Source organism: Streptomyces sp. NPDC046303, from assembly GCF_055588085.1.
Genome location: NZ_JBVJFA010000044.1, coordinates 21,155 through 46,788 on the forward strand (window position 1 = coordinate 21,155; position 25,634 = coordinate 46,788).

General features: G+C 74.2%; 20 protein-coding genes. 12 read left to right on the top strand and 8 right to left on the bottom strand.

What is annotated here, in order from left to right; all coding sequences use genetic code 11:
• Positions 1–79 precede the first annotated feature (79 nt).
• The 4 genes from ACZ6I1_RS31255 (at position 80) to ACZ6I1_RS31270 (ending at position 8,223) form a co-directional block, all read left to right on the top strand.
• Positions 80–1,585: a hypothetical protein gene (locus tag ACZ6I1_RS31255; protein WP_469292262.1), complete on the top strand. Its 1,506-nt coding sequence runs from the start codon at positions 80–82 to the stop codon at positions 1,583–1,585.
• Positions 1,582–2,589 (top strand): hypothetical protein, encoded by a 1,008-nt coding sequence (locus tag ACZ6I1_RS31260; protein ID WP_469292263.1) that lies wholly within the window; start codon positions 1,582–1,584, stop codon positions 2,587–2,589. Before ACZ6I1_RS31255 ends, ACZ6I1_RS31260 begins: the two co-directional genes overlap by 4 nt.
• Positions 2,586–3,488, top strand: a complete 903-nt coding sequence (locus ACZ6I1_RS31265) for a hypothetical protein (protein ID WP_469292264.1) — start codon at positions 2,586–2,588, stop codon at positions 3,486–3,488. The genes ACZ6I1_RS31260 and ACZ6I1_RS31265 overlap by 4 nt, the downstream gene beginning before the upstream one ends.
• A gap of 64 nt (positions 3,489–3,552) precedes the next feature.
• Positions 3,553–8,223 carry a hypothetical protein gene (locus tag ACZ6I1_RS31270; protein WP_469292265.1) on the top strand — a complete coding sequence of 1,557 codons (4,671 nt, stop codon included), beginning with the start codon at positions 3,553–3,555 and terminating at the stop codon, positions 8,221–8,223.
• Positions 8,224–8,284: 61 nt separating this feature from the next.
• On the opposite strand, the gene ACZ6I1_RS31275 is transcribed toward ACZ6I1_RS31270, so the two are convergent.
• On the bottom strand, positions 8,285–8,743 hold the full coding sequence (locus ACZ6I1_RS31275) for a hypothetical protein (protein WP_469292266.1): 459 nt from the start codon (positions 8,741–8,743) through the stop codon (positions 8,285–8,287).
• Positions 8,744–9,168: 425 nt separating this feature from the next.
• On the opposite strand from ACZ6I1_RS31275, the gene ACZ6I1_RS31280 reads away from it, so the two are divergent.
• The 4 genes from ACZ6I1_RS31280 to ACZ6I1_RS31295 are packed head-to-tail and all read left to right on the top strand — an operon-like array spanning position 9,169 to position 13,432.
• Positions 9,169–11,940, top strand: a complete 2,772-nt coding sequence (locus ACZ6I1_RS31280) for a nitrate- and nitrite sensing domain-containing protein (RefSeq protein ID WP_469292267.1) — start codon at positions 9,169–9,171, stop codon at positions 11,938–11,940.
• Positions 11,937–12,374, top strand: a complete 438-nt coding sequence (locus ACZ6I1_RS31285; RefSeq protein WP_069919225.1) for a roadblock/LC7 domain-containing protein — start codon at positions 11,937–11,939, stop codon at positions 12,372–12,374. Before ACZ6I1_RS31280 ends, ACZ6I1_RS31285 begins: the two co-directional genes overlap by 4 nt.
• Before the next feature lie 10 nt (positions 12,375–12,384).
• Positions 12,385–12,825, top strand: coding sequence for a DUF742 domain-containing protein (locus ACZ6I1_RS31290; protein ID WP_469292268.1), 441 nt, complete (start codon positions 12,385–12,387; stop codon positions 12,823–12,825).
• Positions 12,806–13,432: a GTP-binding protein gene (locus ACZ6I1_RS31295; RefSeq protein WP_469292269.1), complete on the top strand. Its 627-nt coding sequence runs from the start codon at positions 12,806–12,808 to the stop codon at positions 13,430–13,432. The genes ACZ6I1_RS31290 and ACZ6I1_RS31295 overlap by 20 nt, the downstream gene beginning before the upstream one ends.
• 157 nt (positions 13,433–13,589) lie before the next feature.
• On the opposite strand, the gene ACZ6I1_RS31300 is transcribed toward ACZ6I1_RS31295, so the two are convergent.
• From ACZ6I1_RS31300 to ACZ6I1_RS31310, 3 genes are all read right to left on the bottom strand, one after another.
• A complete protein-coding gene (locus tag ACZ6I1_RS31300; protein ID WP_469292270.1) occupies positions 13,590–14,780 on the bottom strand; it encodes a lipid-transfer protein in 1,191 nt (396 codons plus the stop codon).
• Entirely contained in the window at positions 14,777–15,241 is a 465-nt protein-coding gene (locus ACZ6I1_RS31305; protein WP_469292271.1) for a Zn-ribbon domain-containing OB-fold protein, read from the bottom strand. Before ACZ6I1_RS31305 ends, ACZ6I1_RS31300 begins: the two co-directional genes overlap by 4 nt.
• A 63-nt stretch (positions 15,242–15,304) precedes the next feature.
• Positions 15,305–15,991 carry a M15 family metallopeptidase gene (locus tag ACZ6I1_RS31310; RefSeq protein ID WP_469292272.1) on the bottom strand — a complete coding sequence of 229 codons (687 nt, stop codon included), beginning with the start codon at positions 15,989–15,991 and terminating at the stop codon, positions 15,305–15,307.
• Positions 15,992–16,020: 29 nt separating this feature from the next.
• On the opposite strand from ACZ6I1_RS31310, the gene ACZ6I1_RS31315 reads away from it, so the two are divergent.
• The gene (locus tag ACZ6I1_RS31315) at positions 16,021–16,530 is read left to right on the top strand and encodes an NUDIX domain-containing protein (RefSeq protein WP_469292273.1); all 510 of its coding nucleotides are present in this window, start codon (positions 16,021–16,023) and stop codon (positions 16,528–16,530) included.
• A 98-nt stretch (positions 16,531–16,628) separates the two neighbouring features.
• On the top strand, positions 16,629–17,096 hold the full coding sequence (locus ACZ6I1_RS31320) for a MarR family transcriptional regulator (RefSeq protein WP_469292274.1): 468 nt from the start codon (positions 16,629–16,631) through the stop codon (positions 17,094–17,096).
• Between the two features lie 13 nt (positions 17,097–17,109).
• Here the strand turns inward: ACZ6I1_RS31320 and ACZ6I1_RS31325 are convergent, their stop codons facing one another.
• Positions 17,110–19,539, bottom strand: a complete 2,430-nt coding sequence (locus tag ACZ6I1_RS31325) for a glycoside hydrolase family 31 protein (RefSeq protein WP_469292275.1) — start codon at positions 19,537–19,539, stop codon at positions 17,110–17,112.
• Between the two features lie 290 nt (positions 19,540–19,829).
• Here ACZ6I1_RS31325 and ACZ6I1_RS31330 point away from each other — a divergent pair, with 290 nt between their 5' ends.
• A complete protein-coding gene (locus tag ACZ6I1_RS31330; protein ID WP_469292276.1) occupies positions 19,830–21,806 on the top strand; it encodes an acetoacetate--CoA ligase in 1,977 nt (658 codons plus the stop codon).
• A 63-nt stretch (positions 21,807–21,869) separates the two neighbouring features.
• Positions 21,870–22,835 (top strand): hypothetical protein, encoded by a 966-nt coding sequence (locus ACZ6I1_RS31335; RefSeq protein ID WP_469292277.1) that lies wholly within the window; start codon positions 21,870–21,872, stop codon positions 22,833–22,835.
• An 89-nt stretch (positions 22,836–22,924) separates the two neighbouring features.
• On the opposite strand, the gene ptsP is transcribed toward ACZ6I1_RS31335, so the two are convergent.
• From ptsP to ACZ6I1_RS31350, 3 genes are all read right to left on the bottom strand, one after another.
• Positions 22,925–24,595, bottom strand: coding sequence for a phosphoenolpyruvate--protein phosphotransferase (gene ptsP, locus ACZ6I1_RS31340; protein WP_469292278.1), 1,671 nt, complete (start codon positions 24,593–24,595; stop codon positions 22,925–22,927).
• Positions 24,596–24,670: 75 nt separating this feature from the next.
• Positions 24,671–25,120, bottom strand: coding sequence for a PTS sugar transporter subunit IIA (locus tag ACZ6I1_RS31345; RefSeq protein ID WP_469292279.1), 450 nt, complete (start codon positions 25,118–25,120; stop codon positions 24,671–24,673).
• Between the two features lie 286 nt (positions 25,121–25,406).
• The coding region (locus ACZ6I1_RS31350; protein ID WP_469292280.1) for a hypothetical protein at positions 25,407–25,634 on the bottom strand (228 nt) is incomplete at its 5' end.

Genomic DNA, 25,634 nt, shown 5'->3' on the forward strand with positions numbered 1-25,634 from the left:
GTCATCCCGGTAGGCGGGGACGATCCGGCCGAACCATGCCGTTTGGGATGTTGTCAGGGTCAGCGCCTAGTCTTTGTCCGTGACTCTCCCTGCCCCGGCGAAGACCCTTCCGTCCCCGGCGCCGGGCCCGGCCGCCGACGAGGGCCTGGCCCGGCGGCTGCGCGCGCTCGCCTGCACCGCCCCGCTGCACGACCTCGACGTACGCAAGGCCAACCTGGCGGGCGAGTACGGGGTCTACGCGATGGCGGAGGTCGCGCTGGCCGCGATCGACCTGGTCACGCTCAACATGGACTTCGACACGGGCGCCGACCACGAGCAGATAGTGGCCAGGCTCCTCCCGCGCGTCGCCGCACAGGCCCCGTCCCGGCCCGCCGCCGAGCACGAGCGGGTGGCCCGCTGGGTGCTGGAGAACCTGATCAACGTCGGCAGCGTGGACCGCGGCTTCCGCGCGATATACGGCACGTTCGGCCCGGACGGCGTCTACGTCCGGCGCGACTACGACTTCAAGCTGATCGAAGAAGTGCCCGGCTACGGCGGCGCGGTCTACCTGCGCACGACCGACGAGGCCGTCAACGTCCTGGTCGGCGCCCTCGACACCGACGTGACGAGCGCGCAGATCGCGGCCGAGGTCAAGCTGGAGGTGCTGATCAGCCGGGGCCGGCTGGCGGACGCCCAACTCGCCGCCGAGCAGGCCCGGTACCGCACCGTGCAGTACGCGGAAACCCTGCGCCGCACCCTGGACGCGACGCGGCGCAACGTGCGGGCCGTGGACTGGCTCCAGTCCGTCCCCGACATGATCGAGGAGGCCCTCGACCACGTCGCCGACCGCTACCGCCACGAGAACGCGATCCTGACCAACATCCGCAAGGCGCGCGACGAGGCCGAGGAGCCCGAGAGCAAGCGGCGCGCCGCCGAGCTCGTCGACATCGTCAAGGACTGCATCCGCCGCCACACCCAGCTCCAGTCCCGGCTGCTGGACGCCGGGCCGCTCTTCCGCGCCGAGCAGGACCGCCAGGCCTTCGCCGCCCCCGCGCCGCGCTCCGGCATCGACCTGTACGGACAGCTCGTGGCCCCGCTGCTGCCGCTGCCGGTCGCCCAGGCCCGCCGGGTCACGGACGCCTTCTTCGCCTCCGGGGCCGGACTGCGCACCCCGGTCTCGGTACGGATCGGCGACCTGGTCGACATACTGCTCACCCCGCCCGTGGAGCGGGAGCACCTCGGCGCGGAGATGCCCGAGCCGGACCTCATCGCGACCCCGGACGACAGCCGCTTCAGCGAGGAGCAGCTCGCCGCCGCGATGGAGCTCCTGGACCTGCCGCACGACGCCCCGCGCCGACTGTCCGGCCTGCTGGCCGAGGCCCGCCGCAGCGACCCCGAGCTGCCGTACCTGGTGGCCCTGCTCGCCGTCCACGCGGCGAGCCCGGCCGTCGGCACGGCCTACCGCCAGGGCGAGGAGCGGCTGCTGTTCGCGGTGGACGACGGCACCCAGCTCGACGACCCCGAGTTCGGCGGCGCCGACCTGATCGTCGGCACCGCCCTCCTCGACGCGGCCGGCATGGCCGCGGACCGCACGGAGGCAGCATGAACACCGCAGCCGACCCCACCCGCCGCACCACTACCGAGCCCACCCCCGGCACCGCCGCCGAGCCCACCCGCGGCACGGCCGCCGAGCCCACCCCCGGCACCGCCGCCGAGGCCACCCGCCGCACCGGTGCCGAGGCCATCCCCGGCGCCGCGCTCGAGGGCACCTGCCGCACCGGTGTCGAGGGCACTCGCCGTACCGCTGCCGGGGGCACTCGCGGCACCGCCGCTCAGGCAACCCGCCGCACGGCCGCCGAGGGCACCTGCCGCACCGGTGCCGAGGCCATCCCCGGCGCCGCGCTCGAGGGCACCCGCGGCACCGCCGCCGAGGGCACCCGCGGCACTGCCGCCGAGGGCCCTCGCGTCACCGCCGCTGAGGCCCCCCGCCGCACCGTTGCCGGGGGTACCCGCTGTACCGCTGCCGAAGGCACTCCCGACACCGCCTTCGGGGGCGCCCGCCGTACCGCTGTCGAGGGCACCCGGGGCACCGCCGCTGAGGCCACCCGCCGCACCGTTGCCGGGGGCACTCGCTGTACCGCTGCCGAAGGCAGCCCCGGCACCGCCTTCGGGGGCGCTGGCCGCACTGCTGTCGAGGGCACCCGGGGCACCGCCGCTGAGGCCACCCGCCGCACTGCTGCCGGGGGCACTCGCTGTACCGCTGCCGAAGGCAGCCCCGGCACCGCCTTCGGGGGCGCTGGCCGCACTGCTGCCGGGGGCACTCGCGGCACCGCTGCTGAGGCCACCCGCCGCACCGTTGCCGGGGGCACTCGCTGTACCGCTGCCGAAGGCACTCCCGGCACCGCCCTCGGGGGCGCCGGCCGCACTGCTGCCGAGGGCACCCCCGGCACCGCCGCCGAGGCCACCCGCCGCACTGCCGCCGAGGGCAGCCCCGTCACGGCCGCCGAGCCCACCCGCAGCGCCGCTGCCGAAGGCAGCCACGGCATTGCCGTCGACATCGCCCCGCCCGCCGACATCACCCCCCGCACCGCCGAGGAGACCCGCCCGTGAGCGACCACCACGCCGAGCACCCCGCGTGGAGCGAGCCCGCGGCTCCCGCCTCCGCCGCGCCCGCAGCCGCGGCCCCGGCCGTCACCCCGGCGGACGCCGCCGACGCGGCCCGGCTCGTCGCGTACGGACTGCAGCCCAAGCTGCTCCCCGCCCGCGACGCCGAGTACGCGGGACTGCTCCGCCGCTACCGCGAGGACCCCGCCTTCGGCCGGCTCGCCGACGCCGTCGCCACCGGCCTCGGCCTCGTCGTCCTGGAGGTGTCCCCGCGCGCCGGCATGGCCGTGGCCGCCGGCGAGGACTCCGTCTTCGCCGTCCGCATGGGCGACTACGCCCGCCGCACCACCGCCGACTCCGCCGACCGCTTCCTGCACGGCCTCGCCCACCTCGCCGTCGCGGCCCTCGCCTTCCCGCGCCCCGAGGACCTCGCCGACGACGGCTACATCGGCCGCGTCACCGTCAACGGCGTCGACGCCTTCGTCCGGCAGACCTGCCGCCGCCTCGAGGAGCGCGCCGAAGAGCTCGGCGAGAACACCGACCCCGCCTCCGACGCCCCCGGCCTGGAGGCCGCCTGGCGCGTCTACGCCCGCCGCAGCGCGACCGGCGCCACCAAGGACGCCCGCCGCCTCGCCGGTTCCACCACCGGCATCGTCGGCAAGGCCGCCGCCTTCCTCACCGAATCCGGCTTCCTCCAGCGCACCGGGGACGACGCCGGAGGCACGTACCGCACCACGCCCCGCTACCAGCTCCAGGTCCGCGACATGGCGGGCAGCGCGGCCATGGCCGAACTCCTGGAACTGGGCGTGGTGCCCGTCAGCGACGGCTCCGCCACCCTGCTGCCGCCGCCCGAGGGCGACGACCTGGAACTCGCGGCCGACGCCGGCCTGCCGTTCCACGCCTGAGCCACCCGCCCTTCCGTACCGGGAACACCCCGAGACCACCGAGAAGCAACGAGAGTCCGCCGCCATGTACGAGCTGTCCCGGATCCGCCTCTACTCCATCGGGCCCGCCGGTGCGCGCTACGCCGACACCGTGCTCGACCTGCGCGGAGTCGGTGAGCCGGTGCCCCACCCGGCGCCCGCCCAGGCGGAGTTCTTCGAGGACGAGCCCACCGGCCCGCCGCGCCGCCCGGCCCCGGCCGGCGTGCTCTTCCTGGAGAACGGCGGCGGCAAGTCCGTCCTCCTCAAGCTGATCTTCTCGGTGATGCTGCCCGGCCACCGCAACACCCTCGGCGGCGCCAGCTCCGGCGTGCTGCGCAAGTTCCTCCTCGCCGACGACTGCGGCCACGTCGCCCTGGAGTGGCAGCACACCCAGACCGGCGAGTGCGTGGTCGTCGGCAAGGTCAGCGAATGGCGCGGCCGCCAGGTCTCCAACGACCCGCGCAAGTTCGCCGAAGCCTGGTACTCCTTCCGCCCCGGCCCCGGCCTGAGCCTCGACAGCCTGCCCGTCGCCGAGGCCACCGCCGTACGCCCGCCCGTCGAAGGCGCGTCCGGCGCCCAGGGCCGCCGCCGCACGATGAAGGGCTTCCGCGACGCCCTCACCGAGTCGGGCAAGGCGTACCCGCACCTCGAGGTGTACTTCGAGGAGATCCACGACCGCTGGAACGAGCACCTCACCGAACTCGGCCTCGACCCCGAACTCTTCCGCTACCAGCGCGAGATGAACGCGGACGAGGGCGAGGCCGCAGGCCTGTTCGCGGTGAAGAAGGACTCCGACTTCACCGACCTGCTGCTGCGCGCCGTCACCGACACCCGCGACACCGACGGCCTCGCCGACCTCGTCCACGGCTTCGGCAACAAGCTCGGCCGCCGCGCCGAGCTGATGGCCGAACGCGACTTCACCGCGGGCTCGGCGGACCTCCTGGGACGCATCGTCGAGGCCGCCGAGACCCGCTCCCGGCTGCGCGACGTCCACGCGGGCGCCGAACGCCGCACGCGCACCCTCGCCCGGCGGCTGTCCGCCCGCGCCACCGAGGAGCGCGGCCGCGCCGCCGACCTCGCCCAGCGCGTCACCGGCGCCGCCCACGAGGTCACCGCCGCCGAAACCGCCCGCGCCCGCAGTGCCGCCGTCTCCGCCGAACTCGCCTACCGGCACGCCTCGCTGGCCCTGACCGTCGCCGACAAGGCCGCCACCGCCCAGCGCCGCGAACTCCTCGAAGCGCGCACGCTGCACTCCGCGTGGCAGGCCGCCGAGACCGTCCTGCGCCACCGCGCCGCCGCCGACCGCTCCGCCCGGGTCGCCGCGGCGATCCTGGAGGCCGAGCGCGACGCGGCCCCGGCGCTGGCCGCCCGCGCCACGGCCGCCGCCGATCTCGTACGGGCCCTGCACACCGCCGCCGAGCACGGCGAACGGGTGGCCAACGAGGAGGAAGAGCGTTCCGCGGCCCTGCAGGCCACCGGCGAGGCCGCACACCGCGACGCCACCGCCGCCGCGACGGCCGCCCAGCGGGCCCGCAGCGAGGCCGAGCACCTCCGCTCGCGCCTCGGCGAGGTCCAGCAGGAGACCGCCGAGGCCGTCCGCGCCGGCTGGCTCGACGACTCGGCGCCCGACGCGGACCCGGCCAGGGCCGCCCTGGCCGCCACCGACGCCGAGAAGACCGCCGTCGCCGCCTGGGACGAGTCCCGCGAGGCCGCGCGCGCCGCCGCCGAAGCCGCCCGCGAGGGCGCCGCCGCGGAATCCCGCGCCGAACTCACCGCCGCCCGCGCCGCGGACGCCGCCGACGCCGCCGAAGCCGCCTACGACGCGGAACACCGCGCCGCCGCCTCCCTCGCCGAATCCCCCCGCCTGGCCGCCCTCCTGGGCCTCCCGTCCGCGCCCGGCGCCACGGTTCCGGGCCCCCGCGGCGCGGCCCCCGGCAGCCGGACCGCGCCGGGCACCGACCCGCACGCAGGACTCCCGGCCGCGGCCCACGACCACCCCGCCACCGGCGGCCGGCTCACCGCCGAGGACCTCGACCGGAACGCCGAGGACCTCCACCAGCTGCTGACCGACGGAGTCGCCTCGGCCGAACGGCAGTTGTTCGAACTGCGCACCGCCGCGGCCGACGACGCCCGCATCCTCGGGGCGCTCGGCGACGGCGGCCTGCTGCCACCCGGCCCCGACGTGCTCGCCACCGTCGAGTACCTCGGCGAACACGGCATCCCGGCCCTCCCCGGCTGGCGCTATCTCGCCCAGTCCGTGGACCCCGCCGACCACGCCGCCGTCCTCGCCGCCCGCCCCGAACTCGTCGACGGCGTCGTCATCACCGACCCCGACACCCACAGCCGCGCCCGCGAGGTCCTCTCCGCCGCGGCCCTGCTGCCCCGCTCCACCGTCGCCGTCGGTACGGCCGCCGCCCTGCTGGCCCCCGTCCCGCACACCGACGACGACGCGGTGTTCCTCGTACCGCCGAACCCGGCCATGCACGACGAGCACGCCGCCGACGAGGAGCGCCAGGCGCTGCGCACCCGCGCCACGGCCAGGGACACCGAGATCCGCGACCTCGCGGCGCGCCTGGCCGGGGACCGGGAGCTTGCCGCCCGCCTCGCCTCCTGGCGCACCGGCTGCCCGCCCGGCCGGCTCGCCGAGCTCGCGCAGCAGGCCGCGGCCGCCCGTGCGTTCGCCGAGGAGGCCGACGCCGAGCTCGCGGAGGCCCGTACCGTACGCGCCGAGGCCGACGAGGCCGCCGCCGACGCCGCCCGCGTGCGCGACGAGCGCCAGGACACCGCCCAGCGGGCCCGCCGCGTCGCCGACGCCCTCGCCGGGCTCGCCTTCCGCCTGCGCGAACGCGCCGGCTGGCAGGCCAGGCTCCGCGAACTCGCCGACGAAGCCGCCGAATCCGAGGCCCGCGCCGAGGTGTGCCTGGACCGTGCCCGCGCCGCCGACGAGGACCGGCGCGCCGCCCAGCGCGCCGCCGACGACGCCCGCCGCACCGCTCGCGCCCTGCGGGCCGAGCGCGCCGACATCGCCGGCGCCCCCGAGCCGCTCCCCGAGGACGACGGCGCGCCCAAGGCGCCGCTGCCCGACCTCCGCGAGGCCTACCGCGCCGCTTCCCAGCTGTACGAGAAGGTCGGCGTCGGCGCCGACCTGCGCGCCGAACAGGCCCGCGCCGAGAGCGACGAGAGCGCCGCCCTCGCCGAACTGGACCGGCTCACCAACAAGGTCCGTACGCGCGCCGCCCAGCTCCTCGAGAGCCCCGACGGAGCCGACGGCCCCTCCCGCCAGGCGGCCGCCGCCCGCGCGGAGTCCCTCGTCCAGATGCTGGAGAGCCGGGCCTCCACCGCCAGCGAGCAGCTCGGCCGCCTGCGCGGCGAGGCCGAACGCCACGCCCCCGCCGAGGGCGGGGCGCACACCGAACTGCCCGAGGAACTGGTCCCCGGGGACGTGGACCACGCGCAGGTCCTGCTGCGCACGGCCACCGCCCAGCTCGCCGCCCACAGCGCCGCGGTGGAAACCGCCCGGGCCGCCCACGCCGACCTGCTGCGCGCCCACCGCGCCGCCGAGGACGGAGCCGGCGGCTTCGACGAGACCGCCGCCCTGCTGCGCGACCTCCTGCGCGACCACACCCACGCCGAGGACGAGCAGGAGCCCGCACCCCACGCGGGCACCCTGGAGGAGGCCCGCCAGTCGGCCACCGAGGCCCGCCGCTCGCTGCGCGCCTGCGCCGCCGACCTCTCGGCCGCCGAGTCCGCCGTGCGCGAGGCGAGCGACATCCTGGTGCGGCACGCCAACGCCACCCGGTACGAGCAGGTACGCACCCCCGCGCGCCAGCAGATCCGGGAACTGCCCGCCTCCGCCCTGCCCGAGCACGCGGCGGCCTGGGCCGCGGCCTTCGCCCCGCGGCTGCGGGTGCTCACCGACGAACTGGCGCAGCTGGAGCGCAACCGCGACAGCATCGTCGACCGGCTGCGCGGCCTGGTGGAATCGGCCCTGGCCACCCTCCGCTCGGCGCAGCGCCTCTCCCAGCTGCCGGAGGGCCTGGGGGAGTGGTCGGGGCAGGAGTTCCTGCGGATTCGCTTCGAGGAGCCGGACCAGGCCACGCTCACCGAGCGGCTCGGCGAGGTCATCGACGAGGCCACGCGTGCGGCGGTGAAGAAGAACAGCACCGCCTCCTTCGGCGAGGGCCGCCGCGACGGCATGTCCCTGCTGCTGAGGGGCGTCCAGGCGGCGCTGGAACCCAAGGGCATCTCCGTGGAGATCCTCAAGCCGGACGCGGTCCTGCGCGCCGAGCGCGTGCCGGTCGGGCAGATGGGCGACGTGTTCTCCGGCGGGCAGCTGCTGACCGCCGCGATCGCCCTGTACTGCACGATGGCGGCGCTGCGCAGCAACGACCGCGGCCGTGACAAGCACCGCCACGCGGGCACGCTGTTCCTCGACAACCCGATCGGCCGTGCGAACGCCACCTACCTGCTGGAGCTCCAGCGGGCGGTGTCCGACGCGCTCGGCGTCCAGCTGCTCTACACGACGGGCCTGTTCGACACCACGGCCCTCGCCGAGTTCCCGCTGGTCATCCGGCTGCGCAACGACGCGGACCTGCGGGCGGGGCTGAAGTACATCAGCGTCGAGGAACACCTCCGCCCGGGTCTCCCGCAGCAGTCCCCGGAGCAGGAGACGATCCACGGCGAGATCACGGCGACCCGCATGTTCCGCCGGAGCTGAGGCGGGCGCCGCCCGGCGTCGCCCGGCACCGCCCCGGCGGCACCCCTCGGAGGCGGCCCCCTCAGCGCCGGCCGAAGGCCGCGAGGGGGCCGTCCTCGCGGGTTATTCGGGCCGGGCCCGCCTTCCGCTCCGCGCGGGCGGCCTTGGCGGCCCGGCGCTCCTCGCGGCGGCGGCGCCGCGCCGTGCTGCTCGGCTCCGACACCACCCCGTACCGCTGGTTCCACATCTGCCGGGTGATCCACACGTCCAGCACGCCCCACGTGGCCACGATGGTCCCCGCGACCGCTCCCAGCACCATCGGGAAGGCCAGCCAGGACCCGGTGAGCGTGAAGAAGAAGCTGACGGTCGCCTGGATGAGGGTCAGGGACACGATCAGCACCGCCCGCACCGCGGACGCGCGCACCGGATCGGGCATCCGGCGCCGCCGGGCCGGTTCCTCCACCCACAGCCCGCGCCGGTTCCCGCCCCTGCCGTCCTCGGTCCCGCCGTCCTCGGTCCCGCCGTCCTGATACCTGTTCATGGTCCGCTCACTCCCCACCGCGCGGTCCGCACGCCTACCCCCACACGTCTACCCCGACGTGTCCCCCTGAACAGAAGACGTACGGCGCCGCACAGAGATTCCCGCACCGGGCCTTTCCGGACCGCGGATCCGTCCCCCCGCCCCAATGATCGCGGAACGAATAATTCCAGCCATCCATGCAGGTGCGGGAACTGACGCCCCACCAAGTGTCATGTGCCACATATCGGGCCGCTCCTGACCGGAATTATCGGACAACTCGTGATCTTCGTCCGGAGGTCCGGCCGAAAACGTCCGGACACGCCTTCGAACCCGCTGCGCGGCAGTAGTAGGCTCACGCCGGTTTAAAACGACGGAACGCCCACGGAACACCGACGGAACACCGACCCCCCGACATCGGGGATGAGCTGGGGGAGGCTGGGGAGGCCATGCGCTTTCGCGGGAAGTCCATCCGCCGGAAGATCGTCGCGCTGCTCCTTGTGCCGCTCGTCTCGCTGACCGCACTCTGGTCCTTCGCCACGGTCATCACGGGTCGTCAGGCCGTCCAACTCCTCGACGTCGCCTACGTGATCGACAAGGTGGGCTACCCCATCGAGGACGTCGTCCGCGTCATCCAGAAGGAGCGCCGCCAGACCCTCGTCGTCGTCGGCGACCCCACCGCCTCCGCGGCCACCACCGAACTCGCCAAGCGCCGCGCCGCCACCGACCAGGCCGTCGAACAGATCGGCGCCAACGCCCGCGACCCCGAGGTCATCGAGCAGCTGAGCGCCGACAACGCCCAGCGTCTGCGCTCGATCCTCGCCGCCTTCCACGGCATCAGCGCCCTGCGCCGCTCGGTCGACCAGAACACCCTCGACCCGAGTCAGGCACTGGACCTCTACAGCCGGCTCGTCGACCCCTGTTACGAGTTCCTCATGAATCTCCACGCCCTGGAGAACGTGGAGATGGACAAGCAGGGCCGCGCCCTCGTCGGCATCACCCGGGCCCGCGAGACGCTCTCCCGCGAGGACGCCGTCATCGCCTCCGCCCTCGCCGCCCGCAACGTCAGCGCCGCCGACCTGCGGCACGTCTCCGACTTCGCCGCCAACCGCGCGCTGCTGTACGAGTTCAACCTCGCGATCCTGCCCGACGCCGAGCGCCGGCGCTTCGAGCAGTACTGGGGCGGCCCCGACAGCAAGATGCTGCGCGACGCGGAGGAACGGTTCCTCAGCGGCGGCGCGGGCAAGAACCCGCGCGTCACCGCCGCCCAGTGGGACGAGGCCGCCGGCAAGGTCCTCGACGAACTCGCCACCATGGGAACCGAAGCCGGCGACCGCTACCAGAAGCGCGTCGAGCCCGTCGCCATGGACGTCCTGGTCCAGGCCGCGGTGGCCGGCGTCCTCGGCTTCATCGCCCTCGTCGTCTCGCTGGTCCTCTCCGTGCGCATCGGCCGCGACCTGATCCGCGACCTCTCCCGGCTCCGCAAGGAGGCCCACGAGGTCTCCGGCGTCCGCCTGCCGAGCGTGATGCGCCGCCTCGCCGCGGGCGAGCACGTGGACGTGGAGACCGAGGCGCCCCGCCTGGAGTACGAGAAGGACGAGGTCGGCCAGGTCGGCCTGGCCCTCAACACCCTCCAGCGCGCCGCCGTCGAGGCCGCCGTGAAGCAGGCGGACCTGCGCCGCGGCGTCTCCGAGGTCTTCGTCAACCTGGCCCGCCGCAACCAGGTGCTCCTGCACCGCCAGTTGACCCTCCTCGACAGCATGGAGCGCCGCACCGAGGACACCGAGGAGCTCGCCGACCTCTTCCGCCTCGACCACATGACCACCCGCATGCGCCGCCACGCCGAGGGCCTGGTGATCCTCTCCGGCGCCGCCCCCTCCCGCCAGTGGCGCAAGCCCGTCCAGCTGATGGACGTCGTACGGGCCGCAGTCGCCGAGGTCGAGGACTACGAGCGCATCGAGGTGCGCCGGCTGCCGCGCCTGGGCATCGCCGGCCCCGCCGTCGCCGACATCACCCACCTCGTCGCCGAACTCCTCGAGAACGCCACCGTGTTCTCGCCGCCGCACACCGCGGTCCAGGTGCTCGGCCAGCGCGTCGCCAACGGCTTCACCCTGGAGATCCACGACCGGGGCCTCGGCATGAACCCGGAGGCGCTGCTCGACGCGAACCTCCGCCTCGCCGAGACCCCCGAGTTCGAACTCTCCGACACCGACCGCCTCGGCCTGTTCGTCGTCAGCCGCCTCGCCCGGCGCCACAGCGTCAAGGTCGTCCTCCAGCCCAGCCCGTACGGCGGCACCACCGCCGTGGTCTTCATCCCGGCGGCCCTGCTCACCGAGGCCCCCGAGACCAACGGCACGGGCATCCGGCTGGACGACGGCCCCGCCGCCAAGGCCGCCGGGCGGACCGGCGCGATCCCCTCCGCGCGGTCCGCGCCCGCCGTGGAACGGGCGGTCCCCGCCGGCTCCGGCCGCTCCCTGCCCGCCGGCGACCTGCGCGGCCCGGTCGAGCTGGAGGCGCCGATCGACGTCCTCGGCCTGGACGCGGTGGACGGCCTCGACGTGGATCCGGCCGCCCTGGACGGCACCGGCACCGGCACGGGCGTCCGTCCCGTCATGGCCACCCTGGACGACGAGACCCCGCCCAACGGCATCCCCCGCAGCGCCCTGCTGGGCCTGCGCCCGGCGGACAAGCCGCACGCCGAGCGCCACCGGGACCGTCCCACCGGCCCAGTCCGGCTCGACCCCCAGCGGGTGGAGGCCCCCCGTCCCGACGGCCCCCGCTCCTCGGGAGCCGTACCGCTGCCGCGCCGCCGCCCCGCCCCGACCCTGGTCGCCGATCACGGCCGCCGCGTGGACCCCCGCCCGGTGTCCGCGGTCCCGAAGCGCGCACCTGCCCCCGCGCCTGCCCCCGCGCCTGCCCCCGCACCTGCGCCTGCCCCCGCCGCCGCCGGGGACGCCCCGGCCGGCACCGGGCTGCCCCGCAGGGTCCGCCAGGCCAGCCTGGCGCCGCAGCTCAAGAACGCCCCGGCCGCGGCCCCCGACAGCACCGCCGCCGTCCCCTTCGGGGACCGTGACGCGGAGGACGTACGCACGCGCATGTCCGCCCTCCAGCGCGGCTGGACGGCGGGCCGCAGCCAGCACGCACAGCAGAAGTCCGAGACCGGGGCAGGCACCCCCGCCGCCACCGGTCCCGCGAACGAGAACGAAGGGGACGGTCGATGACCGCACCGCAGACCGGCAACGACACCAGGGGCCGCGGCTCCGGCCCGCTCAACTGGCTCCTGGACGAGCTCGTCGACAAGGTCGGCTCCATCCGCAAGGCGGTGGTCCTCTCGGGCGACGGCCTGCCCACGGGCAGCTCCAAGGACCTGACCCGCGAGGACAGCGAGCACCTGGCGGCGGTCGCCTCCGGCTTCCACAGCCTGGCCAAGGGGGTCGGACGGCACTTCGACTCCGGCCGGGTCCGCCAGACCGTCGTCGAACTCGACGAGGCCTTCCTCTTCGTGATGGCCGCCGGCGACGGCAGCTGCCTGGCCGTGCTCGCCGACTCCGAATCCGACGTCGGCCAGGTCGCGTACGAGATGACCCTCATGGTCAAGCGGGTGGGCGACCACCTGGCCACCGCCCCGCGCACCGGGCTGCCAGCCGGAGGGTGAGACGTACGGCATGAGCGATCCAGGCCAGGACCACCCCGCCCCCACCCCGGCCGGGGACCACGCCCCGACGCCCGACCACGCGCACTGGTTCGACGACGACGCGGGCCCGGTCGTGCGCCCGTACGCCATGACCCGCGGCCGGACCAGCCACGCGGGCCAGCACCGGCTGGACCTGATCGCGCTCGTCGTCGCCGAACCGGCCGCCGACGACCCGGTCTGGGACATGACCCTGTCGCCGGAACACGCCCACATCCTGGAGCTGTGCCGGGACCGGCCGCAATCGGTCGCCGAACTCGCGGCCGACCTCGACCTCGCGGTCGGCGTCGTCCGCGTCCTGATCGGGGACCTGACCGAAGACCAACTGGTCCACGTGACCCGGCCGGTACCCCCGGCCGAACTGCCCGATGAATCCATTCTGCGTGAGGTGATCGATGGCCTTCGGGCGCTCTAGCCGCACCGGTGCCATGCACGCCGTGTCACCGGTCGAGCCGCTGACCCTGAAGATCCTGGTCGCGGGCGGCTTCGGGGTGGGCAAGACCACCCTGGTCAGTGCGGTAAGCGAGATCAAACCCCTGCGGACCGAGGAACTGCTCTCGGAGCCGGGCGCCGGCATCGACGACACCGGGGGAGTGGAGGGCAAGAACACCACGACCGTGGCCATGGACTTCGGGCGCATCACCCTGCGCGAGGACCTGGTCCTCTACCTGTTCGGCACCCCCGGACAGGACCGGTTCTGGTTCCTGTGGGACGAGCTGGCCCAGGGCTCGCTCGGCGCGGTGGTCCTCGCGGACACCCGGCGCCTCGCCGACTGCTTCGCGGCCGTCGACTACTTCGAACGCCGTGAGATCCCGTTCGTCGTCGCGGTCAACTGCTTCGACGGCGCGGACCGGCACCCCGTGGTGACCGTACGGGAGGCACTCGACCTCGACCCCGGGGTGCCGGTGCTCTTGTGCGACGCGCGGGACCGGGAATCCGTCAAGGACGTCCTCGTCGGCGTCGTCGAGCACGCGATGTCGGTGGCCCGGGAACGGCGCCGGAGCCTGACCGCGGGAACCTGACAGGGAGGCGGCCCGTACCCCCGCCGACTGGGGTACGGGCCGCAGCTCTCATGGGGGGATGGGGGGTCCCTGGCGCCGTACGGGACCGTGGAGCGAGTGTGAACCCGCCACCGGGGGCCGTCAAGCGTTCCGGCAACACCCCGGCGCCCGCGCCCGCTCAGCGCACCGCGACCACGGCCGACCCGTGCCCGAACAGCCCCTGGTTCGCGGTGATCCCGGCCCGTGCCCCCGGCACCTGCCGCTCCCCGGCCGTACCGCGCAACTGCCAGGTCAGCTCGCACACCTGGGCGATGGCCTGCGCCGGCACCGCCTCCCCGAACGAGGCCAGTCCGCCACTGGCGTTGACGGGGATCCGCCCGCCGAGAGCCGTCGCCCCCTCCCGTACGAGCTTCGCGCCCTCACCCTCCCCGCAGAGGCCGATGTCCTCGTACCACTCCAGCTCCAGGGCGGTGGACAGGTCGTACACCTCGGCGAGCGAGAGGTCGTCCGGGCCGAGCCCCGCCTCCTCGTACGCGGCGCGCGCGATCGAGGCGCGGAAGGAGCCGTCCGCGGGCCGGACGGCCACCGCCGAATCGGTGGCGATGTCCGGGAGGTCCAGCACCGTACGGGGATAGGTGGGCGTCACCGTCGAGACGGCCCGGATCCGCACCGGGTCGGCGATCCCGCGCGAGCGCGCGAAGTCCATGCTGGTGAGCACCAGCGCCGCGCCCCCGTCGGAGGTGGCGCAGATGTCGAGCAGCCGGAGCGGATCGGCGACCACCGCCGAGGCCGCCACTTCCTCGGCGGACACGGCCTTGCGGTAGCGGGCGTTCGGGTTGAGCGTCCCGGCCGCCGCGTTCTTCACCTTGACCTGGGCGAAGTCCTCCGGGGTGTCCCCGTACACGGCCATCCGGCGCCGTGCGTACAGGGCGAAGTACGCCGGGTTGGTGGCGCCCAGCACGCGGAAGCGCAGCCAGTCCGGATCGTCGGGCCGGTCGCCGCCCGCGGGGGCGAAGAACCCCTTGGGCGCCGCGTCCGCGCCCACCACGAGGACCACGTCGGCCAGGCCGGCCAGGATCTGCGCCCGGGCCGTCCCGATCGCCTGGGCACCGGACGCGCAGGCCGCGTACACGCTGGTCACCCGGGCCCCCTGCCAGCCGAGGGCCTGGGCGAAGGTGGCCCCGGCCACGTAGCCCGGGTATCCGGAGCGCACGGTGTCCGCGCCGACGATCGACCCCACGTCCGTCCAGTCCAGCCCGGCGTCCGCCAGCGCGGCCCGGGCGGCGGCCCGCCCGTACTCGACGAAACTGCGGCCCCACTTGCCCCACGGGTGCATCCCGGCCCCGAGGACGGCGATGTCGGCGCTCACGCGTCCCCTCCCACCGGCTTGAACCGCCAGGTGGTCCAGGCCGTCCCGGCGGCCGCGTCCTCGTTCAGCACGCCGCCCACCACCTCGACCTCCATCCCGACCGCCAGGTCGGCGACGCCCACCCCGGGCGCCGCCTGCCCCAGCACCACCATCCCCTCGGCCTCGAGCTCCACCGCGAGCAGGGTGTACGGCTCCCAGGGCTCGGCCGGGTCGGACACGTACGGCGCGGGCGGCCGGTAGCGCCCGTCGGTGTAGGACCATACGCGTCCGCGCGGGGACAGCGGCACCTCGGCCATCTCCCCGCCGCCCGGGCAGCGCGGATTGCGGCAGTACGCGTCCTCGCGCGGGAAGAACACCGCGGTGCAGGCCGAACACCGGGTGCCGAGCAGCCGGAAGCCGCCGCCGTCCGCCGCGGATTCGGTGAACCACCCGCTCACGACGGGTGTACGTGTGAGTGCCACAACCCCTCCCCTCCCAGAAACCTGACGCATCGTCAGGAGTGTGTCACGGGTGGGCGGGCCGGGTCACCGGTTCGCGGCCACGGGGAAGTCGAAATACGAGTCGGGAAACGCCTCGGGCCGGTACGTGAAGTGCCACCACTCCTCGGGAAGGTTCACGAACCCCTGCTCGCCCAGCACCCGCTTCAGCAACTGCCGGTTGGCACGGGCGGCGCCCGTCACCCGCGGATCGTCGGTGTGCGAGAGCGGGTCGAAGAAGTCGAACGGGGTCCCCATGTCCACCTCCCCGCGTTCCCGGCCCGCGATCCGCACCAGCGTCACGTCGACGGTGCTCCCACGGCTGTGACCGGACTTCTCGGCGATGTACCCGTCCGGAATCAGCCGGCTCTTGTCCACGGCCGGATAGAACTCCGCCTTCGTCGCCTGATCGTCCAGGTCCCCGGCCCAGCGCACGAACCGGTCCACCGCACGCTGGGGCCGGTAGCAGTCGTACACCTTCAGCGAGTACCCGCGCCGCAACAGCCCGCGCTGCGCCCTGCGCAACGCCTCGGCGGCGGGACGGGCGAGCAGGCACACCGGCTCCTCGTACCCGTCCACCACCCGGCCGGTGAAGTTCCGGTCGCCCGCGTACCGCATGTCCTGGCGGACACTCGGATCCACCTCGCGCAGCGCCACGAACCCGGCGGGCACGTCCCCGCCGGCCAGCAGCGCCAGCACACCGGCAACACCCGCAGCACCTACAACAGCCGTCATCCGCATACCCCTTGGCATACCATCGCGGCATGCCGGCACACCTGACCAACTCACACTGTTCCACCTGCGGAGCGCCCTACGCCACCCGGACGTGGCCCCGCACCTGTGCCGCCTGCGGGGCAGTCGCCTACCGCAACCCGCTCCCGGTGGCCGTCGCCCTGCTCCCGGTCGAGGACGCGGACGGCACCGGCCTCGTGGCCATCACCCGCACCATCGAACCGGCTCTCGGCGGTATCGCCCTGCCCGGCGGCTTCATCGACTTCGGCGAGGACTGGCGCGACGCGGTCGTCCGCGAACTCCGCGAGGAGACCGGCATCACCGCCCCCGCCTCGGAGGTCACCCTGGCCGACGCCCTGAGCTCCCCGGCCGGCCACCTGCTCCTCTTCGGCCTCCTCCCCCTCCGCCCGGCCGCCACCCTCCCCGCCTCGACCCCCACGGACGAAACCACGGGCTGGCACATCCTCCGCACGCCCACGGAACTGGCCTTCCCCCTCCACACCCGGGCCGCCAACGCCTGGTTCGCGGGCCGCTACACCTGACCGGCCGGCTTGCCCTCAAGCGCACGTGAGGTCGTACGTTCTCCCCATGACCTGCACGGCGTGCAGGCCGCGTACCGAAACGCAGGAGGGGACATCCCATGACGACCCAGCAGATCTCCGACGCCGAGCTCGCCGGACAGCCCGCCGCGTACTGGACCGGCGTCGCCTACGAGGCGCTCATCGCGTACACCCGGGCCCGGATAGCCGAAAAGGGCTGCACCCAGCCCCAGTTCTGGCTGCTGCGCAACCTGTCGGCGAACGACATCTCCCCCGACGGCGAGGGGATGACCCTGCCCGAGCTGCGGGAGGCCATGACCTCCTACATCCGCCCCGAGGACGATCTCGCAGCGGAGGCCGAAGTGCTCCTGGAGCGCGGCTGGCTGACCCGGGACGCCGACCACCGGCTGTGGCTCACCGAGGCGGGCGAACAGGCCCGCGTCGACCTCTCCCGCAACGCCCCCGCGATCCGCGCCGCCCTCCACGAGGGCATCGACGACACGGACTACGTCACCACACTGAAAGTGCTCCAGCAGCTGATCCGCAACGCCGGCGGGACGGCCGCCTGACGGGCCACCGGTCTCAACCACGCCCTTGGAGCCCCCGCACGACCACACCCGCCACCGGTGCCCCCGTCTCGTCCTCCACCACCACCTCGTCCCCGGCCCACCGCGAGGTGTACCGCTCGACCTGCCCCGCCTCGAACCCGGGCCCCGGGTCCCGGATCACCACCCCGCCGCCCGTCCGCCCCCGCGCCGGCGCCCACACCTCCAGCCCCGCGCCGCCCGGCGCACCCCCCACGGGAAGCACCGCGCCCGCCCTGGCCAGCACCGGGATCCGGCCCCGCGGAGCGTCCAGCAGGATCTGCCCCGGGCCCTCGTGCGCCGCCCCCGTCGCGGTGTCGTACCACCGCCCCCGCGGCAGCCGCACCGCCCGCCGGTCCGCCCCGCACTCCAGCACCGGGGCGACCAGCAGCGCGTCACCCAGCAGGAACGCGTCCTCGCAGTCCCGCAGCCGCCGCTCCTCCGGCGAACCCCACCACAGCGGCCGCACGTACGGGGCCCCGGTCCGCCGCGCCAGGTGCGCCAGCGTCACGAAGTACGGCCGCAGCCGCTCCCGCTCCGCCATCACCTGCCGCGCGTGCTCCTCCACCTCGGCCCCGAACTCCCACGGCTCCCGCCGCCCCGCCCAGATCGCCGAATGCGTCCGGAACAGCGGAAGGTACGCCCCCAGCTGCAGCCACCGCAGGTACAGCTCGGGGGAGGGCGACCCGCCGAAGCCGCCGACGTCCGGCCCGGAGTACGGCACCCCGCACAGCCCCAGCCCCAGCACCAGCGCCAGCGAGGCCCGCAGCCCCTCCCAGCTCGTCTCCACGTCCCCCGACCACGTGCCCCCGTACCGCTGCATCCCCGCCCACCCCGACCGGGAGAACAGGAACGGCCGCTCGGCGGGCCGCAGCCGCACCAGCCCCTCCCAGCCGGCCCGCGCCATCCCGAGCGCGTACACGTTGTGTCCGGCCCGGTGGTCCCCGCCCGCACCGTCCATCGAGTGCCGCGCGGAGCGGGGCAGCGTCATGTCGCCGAACGGGGTGAAGGCCACGGGCTCGTTCATGTCGTGCCAGAACCCGCCGAACCCCTGCGCGAGCCGCTCCTCGTACAGCCCGCCCCACCACTCCCGCACCGCCGGATCCGTGAAGTCCGGGTACGCGCACTCGCCCGGCCACACCTCGCCGCGCACCTCCGCCCCCTCCGCGTCCCGTACGAAGGCACCCCGCGGCCCCACCGCACGCCCCGCCTCGTGCAGGGCGTCGCCGGCCTTCACCGCCGGATCGACGATCGAGACCAGCCGCACCCCCCGCTCACCCAACTCCCGGGCCAGCCCCGGCAGATCCGGAAACCGCTCCCGGTCCACGGTGAACACCCGGTGCCCCTCGTAGTGGTCGATGTCCAGGTGCACGGCCGACAGCGGGAACCCGCGCTCCGCATAGCTCCCGACCACCCGGCGCACCTCCTCCGCGCTCCCGAACCCCCACCGCGCGTGCTGGTACCCCAGCGCCCACTCCGGCGGCACCGCCGCCGCGCCCGTCAGCCCCGACCAGCCCTGCAACACCCGCGCCGGCGTCCCCACCAGCACCCAGCACCTCAGCGGCCCGCCCTCCATGCGCAGTTCGCTCACCCCCGGGCGGTCCACCCCCGAACCCGCGCCCTCCTCGCCCTCGCGCAACACCACCCGGCCGTCCCAGGAGTTGTCGTGGAAGGCCAGGTGCGTCCCGGCGTCCGCCACCACCATCTGCACCGGCATGGTCAGGTACAGCGGATCGTCACCCGGCCCGAACCCGCCCTTCGGGTCCGTGTTCCACAGCCGGTACACCCCGTCCCGCAGCCGCGGGCCCGCCGCACGCCCGCCCAGCCCGAAGAACCGGGCGTCCGCCGGCACCTCGCTCCGCTGGAACCACCGCGCCCCGGCGCCTGCCCCGGCCTTCCCGGCGCCTGCCCCGGCCTTCCCGGCCTCCCCGGCCACTCCCGTTCCCACGGCCCCCGCGGCGGCGGACACCGGCTCCCACCAGCGCGGCGGCAGCTCCCGCCGCAGCACCGTCCCGCCCCGGGTGCGCACCTCCACCGCCCCGTGCCGGGACACCGCCACCGTCACCCGCTCCGACACCACCCGCCACCCGCCCCCGGTGTCCGGCTCCAGCACGGCCCGCGGATCCGGCTCCGGGCCCTCGCCCACCACCGCGTACGACGGCGCGGGCCCGGCCCCGTCCCACCCCCAGAACACCGCCCCGCCCACGCTGACCCGGACCAGCAGCTCGGAACGCGCGAACCGCAGCACGCCCCCGCCCGGCCGGGGCTCCGTACCGGTCAGCAGTCCCGGGACCCGCGCCCGCTCCGGGCCCCGGCGCGGCAGCCCCACCGCGTCCGCCCTCCGGTGGCGCCACGCCGAGAGCCAGGCGCGCCGTCCGCGCTCCGAACCGATGTCCTTCACCGCACGCACCAGATCACGACCGTTCATGGAGATCACCTTGCCACCGGCCCCCGAGCGAGGACGCTGCGTTCAACTGCCGTTCACCCACGGGCGACCGCCTCCGTGCCGTCCCCGCCCCGGCCCCGCCCCGCCACCGCCCGACCGCCGGCGACTGGTGGCCGCCCACATGCCGCCGACCCCGTGGGCGGTGATGACGACTCTGGTGCGGATGTCGATCACATGGCATCGTCCCTGTGAGCCGCCGCGCACCCACCCCCCGCGCGATGGCACCGTACGCACACGAAGCGCGAGCCGCAGACTTGACCGGGAGCCGACCCATGACCTCAGCCACGCAGCCGGAACCCCTCTGGGCCCCCGGCCCCGACCGGATCGCCGCGGCCCGGATCACCGCCTTCCAGGCCTGGGCCGCCGAACGCTTCGGGGCCCCGGCCGACGGCGGCTACCCCGCCCTGCACAGCTGGTCCGTCGACGCGCTCGACACCTTCTGGCAGGCCGTCGCCGAATGGTTCGACGTCCGCTTCACCACCCCGTACACGTCCGTCCTCGCCGACCGCTCCATGCCCGGGGCGAGCTGGTTCACCGGCGCCACCCTCAACTACGCCGAGCACGCCCTGCGCGCCGCCGAGGACCCGGCCCGCGCCGGCGACCCCGCCCTGCTGTACGTCGACGAGACCCACGAGCCCACCCCCGTCACCTGGGCCGCGCTCCGCCGCCAGGTCGGCTCCCTCGCCGCCGAGCTGCGCGCCCTCGGCGTACGGCCCGGCGACCGGGTCAGCGGCTACCTCCCCAACATCCCCGAGGCCGTCGTCGCCCTCCTCGCCACCGCCGCCGTCGGCGGTGTCTGGACCTCCTGCGCCCCCGACTTCGGCGCCCGCAGCGTCCTCGACCGCTTCCAGCAGGTCGAGCCGGTCGTCCTGTTCACCGTCGACGGCTACCGCTACGGCGGCAAGGAGCACGACCGCCGCGACACCGTCGCCGAGCTCCGCGCCGAGCTGCCCTCCCTGCGCGCCGTCGTCCACATCCCGCTGCTCGGTACGCCGGCCCCCGAGGGCGCCCTCGCGTGGTCGGAGCTGACCTCCGCCGACACCGAGCCCGTCTTCGAGGCGGTCCCCTTCGACCACCCCCTGTGGGTCCTGTACTCCTCCGGTACGACGGGCCTGCCCAAGGCCATCGTGCAGTCCCAGGGCGGCATCCTCCTCGAGCACCTCAAGCAGCTCGGCCTGCACTGCGACCTCGGCCCCGAAGACCGGTTCTTCTGGTACACCTCCACCGGCTGGATGATGTGGAACTTCCTCGTCTCCGGCCTGCTCACCGGCACCACCGTCGTCCTGTACGACGGCAGCCCCGGCTACCCGGACACGGGCGCCCAGTGGCGGATCGCCGAGCGGACCGGGGCCACCCTCTACGGCACCTCCGCCGCATACGTCATGGCCTGCCGCAAGGCCGAGGTCCACCCCTCGCGCGACTTCGACCTCTCCCGCGTGAAGTGCGTGGCGACCACCGGCTCCCCGCTGCCGCCCGACGGCTTCCGCTGGCTCCACGACGAGGTGGCCGAGGACCTGTGGATCGCCTCCGTCAGCGGCGGCACCGACGTGTGCAGCTGCTTCGCGGGCGCCGTCCCCACCCTGCCCGTGCACATCGGCGAGCTCCAGGCCGCCTGCCTCGGTACGGACCTCCAGGCGTGGGACCCCTCCGGCAAGGCCGTCGTCGGCGAGGTCGGCGAGCTCGTCGTCACCAACCCCATGCCGTCCATGCCGGTCCGCTTCTGGAACGACCCCGACGGCAGCCGCTACCGCGAGAGCTACTTCGAGATGTTCCCCGGCGTCTGGCGCCACGGGGACTGGATCACGATCACCGACCACGGCTCGGTGGTCATCCACGGCCGCTCCGACTCCACCCTGAACCGGCAGGGCGTCCGGATGGGTTCCGCGGACATCTACGAGGCCGTCGAGCGCCTCCCCGAGATCAGGGAATCCCTGGTCATCGGCCTGGAGGAGCCGAACGGCGGCTACTGGATGCCGCTCTTCGTCCACCTGGCACCCGGCGCCACCCTCGACGAGGACCTCCGCACCCGGATCAAGGCGACGATCCGCGAGGAACTCTCCCCCCGCCACGTCCCCGACGAGATCATCGAGGTCCCGGGCATCCCGCACACCCTCACCGGCAAGCGCATCGAGGTCCCGGTCAAGCGCCTCCTCCAGGGCGCGCCCCTGGCCAAGGCGGTCAACCCGGGCTCCGTCGACAACCTCGACCTCCTCCACTTCTACGAGGAGCTGGCCCGCACCCGCGGCTGAGGCCACTGTCAGTGGCGATGACTACTCTGAGTGAGCAAGTGATTGCACCACTCAGGGGGAGCCATGCCACCGAAGAACGACAGGAAGAACGACCACCGCACGACGACCGGCGCGACGGCCGGCACGACGAGCGGTAAGACGGCCACGCGGACCGCCGGCGCCGACCGGCGCCGCAGGCTGCGCCGCGAGGTCCCCAGTACCGTCGGTCTCCTCGCCGACGCCGGGGATTTCGCGGCCATGCGCGACTACAGCAGCTTCGCCTTCGACGACCACCTCGACTACCTCCACCACGTCGACGGCCTGCTGCGGTCCCTCGCGGCCCAGGGCATCCACACCACGGTCGCCCTCTTCGATCCCGAGGAGTACGCCGACTTCTGCACGGAGAGCGGCCTCGATCCGGACACGGCGGAGACCCGCACCCGCTTCACCGCGGAACTGGCGGGCAGCGGCGCCGGCCTGCCTTACGCGGGCCAGCCCATCGACGAACTCGTCCCGCTCGTCGTGGACGAGGCCGTCCGCCAGGCCACCTGGGAGTACGCGTCGATGCTCCTGGCCGACGCCGGCACCTGCGCGGACTGCGGCGAGGACATCGGCCACGCCTCCTTCGAGCGCGCAGCCGCCGCACTGCGACGGCTGACGGCGGGAGCCGGCCCCGGCCGGCACCACCTCGTCTGCAGCGTCCCGACCCCTGCGGAACAACTCGTCGCCGTCCTCCACGCCGAGACCGGCACCGACCCCGAGGCACCGCCCCGGATCGAGGGCCGCGACGGCCTGGACTTCGTGACCGTCCTCGCCGCCGGACTCGCCCTGGGCGGATCCGGGGGACTGGTCCTGCGGAGCACCACCGAGGACGGCCGGGACCGGGTCCACGGCTGGCGGCTGGACCGCGGCCGCCTCACCGTGCTCTCGGCCGCGGCCGTGTTCAACGCCTACTGCACGGACGTCGACACCGGGGAGCCGGTCGCCCCCGAACCGGGCGTCGAGTACTGCCCCGGATACGAGGTGGACGGCCCGGGCCCGCACCACTGACCGGCCGAGCACCGGAACACGGACATACGCACACGGCCGAGGGGCCCTGGCCACCGGCGAAGGCCCCTCGGATCGCACACACGCACCGGCTACTCGCCGGACAGCACCGCCTGGGCGGCCACGCGGGCCTCCTCGGCGCTGTCGCACGCACGCGCCGCGGCAGCGGCACGCTCGCACTGGGCGAGGGTGTACTTGGCAAGCGTCGCCCGCACGTAGGGAATGGACGCAGCACCCATCGAGAGGGAGGTGACACCCAGACCCGTGAGCACGCACGCGAGCAGCGGGTCGGAGGCAGCCTCGCCACAGACGCCGCAGCTCTTGCCCTCGGCCCGGGCGGCCTCCGCCGACATGGCGATCAGGTCGAGCAGAGCCGGCTGCCACGGATCCTGGAGCCGCGACACCGCACCGACCTGACGGTCGGCGGCGAAGGCGTACTGCGCCAGGTCATTGGTGCCCAGCGACAGGAACTCGACCTCCTGGAGGATCGAGCGAGCCCGCAGCGCGGCGGACGGGATCTCCACCATCGCGCCGAACTTCGCCCGCAGCCCCGCCGCGCGGCACGCGTCCGCGAACGCCCTGGCGTCGGTCCGGTCCGCCACCATCGGGGCCATGACCTCGAGGTAGACGGGCAGCCCCTCGGCCGCCTTGGCCAGCGCGGTCAGCTGCGTACGCAGTACGTCCGGGTGGTCCAGCAGGGAGCGCAGACCGCGGACGCCCAGCGCCGGGTTCGGCTCGTCGGCCGGCGTGAGGAAGTCCAGCGGCTTGTCGGCGCCGGCATCGAGCACACGTACGACGACACGGCCCTCGGGGAAGGCCTCGAGCACCTTGCGGTAGGACTCGATCTGCTTCTCCTCGGACGGAGCCTTCTTGCTGTCGTCCAGGAAGAGGAACTCGGTGCGGAACAGGCCCACACCCTCGGCGCCCGCCTCGACGGCGGCCGGCACGTCCGCCGGCCCGCCGACGTTCGCCAGCAGCGGCACCTTGTGACCGTCGGAGGTCGCCCCCGGACCGGAGGACGCGGCCAGCGCCGCCTTCCGCTCGGCGGCCGCGGCCTCCAGCTCGGCCCGCTTCTCATCGCTGGGCTCGACGAACAGGTCGCCGGTGCTGCCGTCGATGGCGATGACCGTGCCCTCGGCGATCTCCCCGGCACCGGGAAGCGCCACGATCGCGGGCACGCCCAGCGCCCGCGCGAGGATGGCGCTGTGGCTGGTCGGGCCGCCTTCCTCGGTGACGAAGCCGAGGACGAGGGCCGGGTCGAGCAGAGCGGTGTCAGCCGGAGCCAGGTCCCGCGCGATCAGTACGTACGGCTCGTCACTGTCCGGCACGCCCGGCATCGGCACGCCCAGCAGGCGCGCCACGATGCGGTTCCGTACGTCGTCCAGGTCGGCCACCCGGCCGGCCATGTACTCGCCGGCCCCCGCGAGGAGGTCCCGGTAGGCGGCGAACGCGTCGTAGATACCGCGCTCGGCGGTGCTGCCGACGGCGATCCGCCGGTCGACGTCCGCCATCAGCTCGGGGTCCGTCGCGATCATCGCCTGGGCCTCGAGCACGTGCTGAGCCTCGCCACCGGCCAGCTGGCCGCGCGCGATCAGGTCGGCCGATACAGCCTCCACGGCCTTGCGGGCGCGCCCCTGTTCGCGCTCCGCCTCAGCAGCGGTGATCTGCTTGGCCGGCGGTTCGAGCACCGCCGTACCCATGTGCCGAACCTCGCCGATCGCCACACCGTGGCTCACGCCGACGCCTCGCAGCGTTGTCTCCATTTCACCCGTCTCCGATTGGGCGGCGGGCCCAGCCGCCGCGGTGGATGTCCGAATCGCCCGTAAAGGCGGACGAGGTCACTTCCAGCTGAAGAGGACCTCTTCGGCCTTCACGTCCCCGGACTCGACGACGTCGGAGAGGGACTCCGCAGAGGCCTCCAGCGCCACGACGGGGCAGATCGGCGACTTGCCGGCTTCCTCGACGGCCTGCGGGTTCCAGCGGACGACGGCCTGGCCGCGGCTCACGGTGTCGCCCTTGCTGACGAGCAGCTCGAAGCCCTCGCCGTTGAGCTGAACGGTGTCGATCCCCAGGTGCGTGAGCACACCGTGGCCTTCGCCGTCGACTACGACGTACGCGTGCGGGTGCAGGGAGACGACCACACCGTCAACGGGGGACACCGCCTCCGAGGGCTCGCGCACGGGATCAATAGCGGTGCCCGGTCCCACCATGGCGCCGGAGAACACCGGATCGGGCACTGCCGCGAGTCCGATGGCGCGCCCGGCAAGTGGGGACGTCACGCTGGTCATGGGGGCCTCCCAGGGGTGGAGCTCTCAGTGTCGCCGTCACTACCTGTCGCGAACGGCGTACTCTTCAGAAGGATAAGTCACAAGATGTTCGGGTTCGCCCGATGTTGGTCCTGATCCGGACTGGCCCTTCGGCACGGAGACTAGTGGACTAGACCGGTGGACTAGACCATACGCCTGAATCGATTTGCTTGGGCACCTCACGGCCTGTACTGTCGTGACTCCCGCCACGGCGCGTCGTGTGAACTTCTCGCGAACGCTGGATGGACGGGCTCCTTCCACTTCAGTATCAGATGCCTGAACTCGATTGCTTCCCGCATGCCTTCCGGCAAAACGGCGAGTGGTCAGAGAGACGGAAAATCACTGCTAGGGTCGGAACCGCTGAAAGGGAAAAGCGCGAAAAACGCTTGACCTGGAAAGCGCCGAGGAAATCGGGCCCGAAAGAGTCTGATAGAGTCGGAAACGCAAGAACAGAACGAAAGCCCGGAGGAAAGCCCGAGAGGGTGAGTACAAAGGA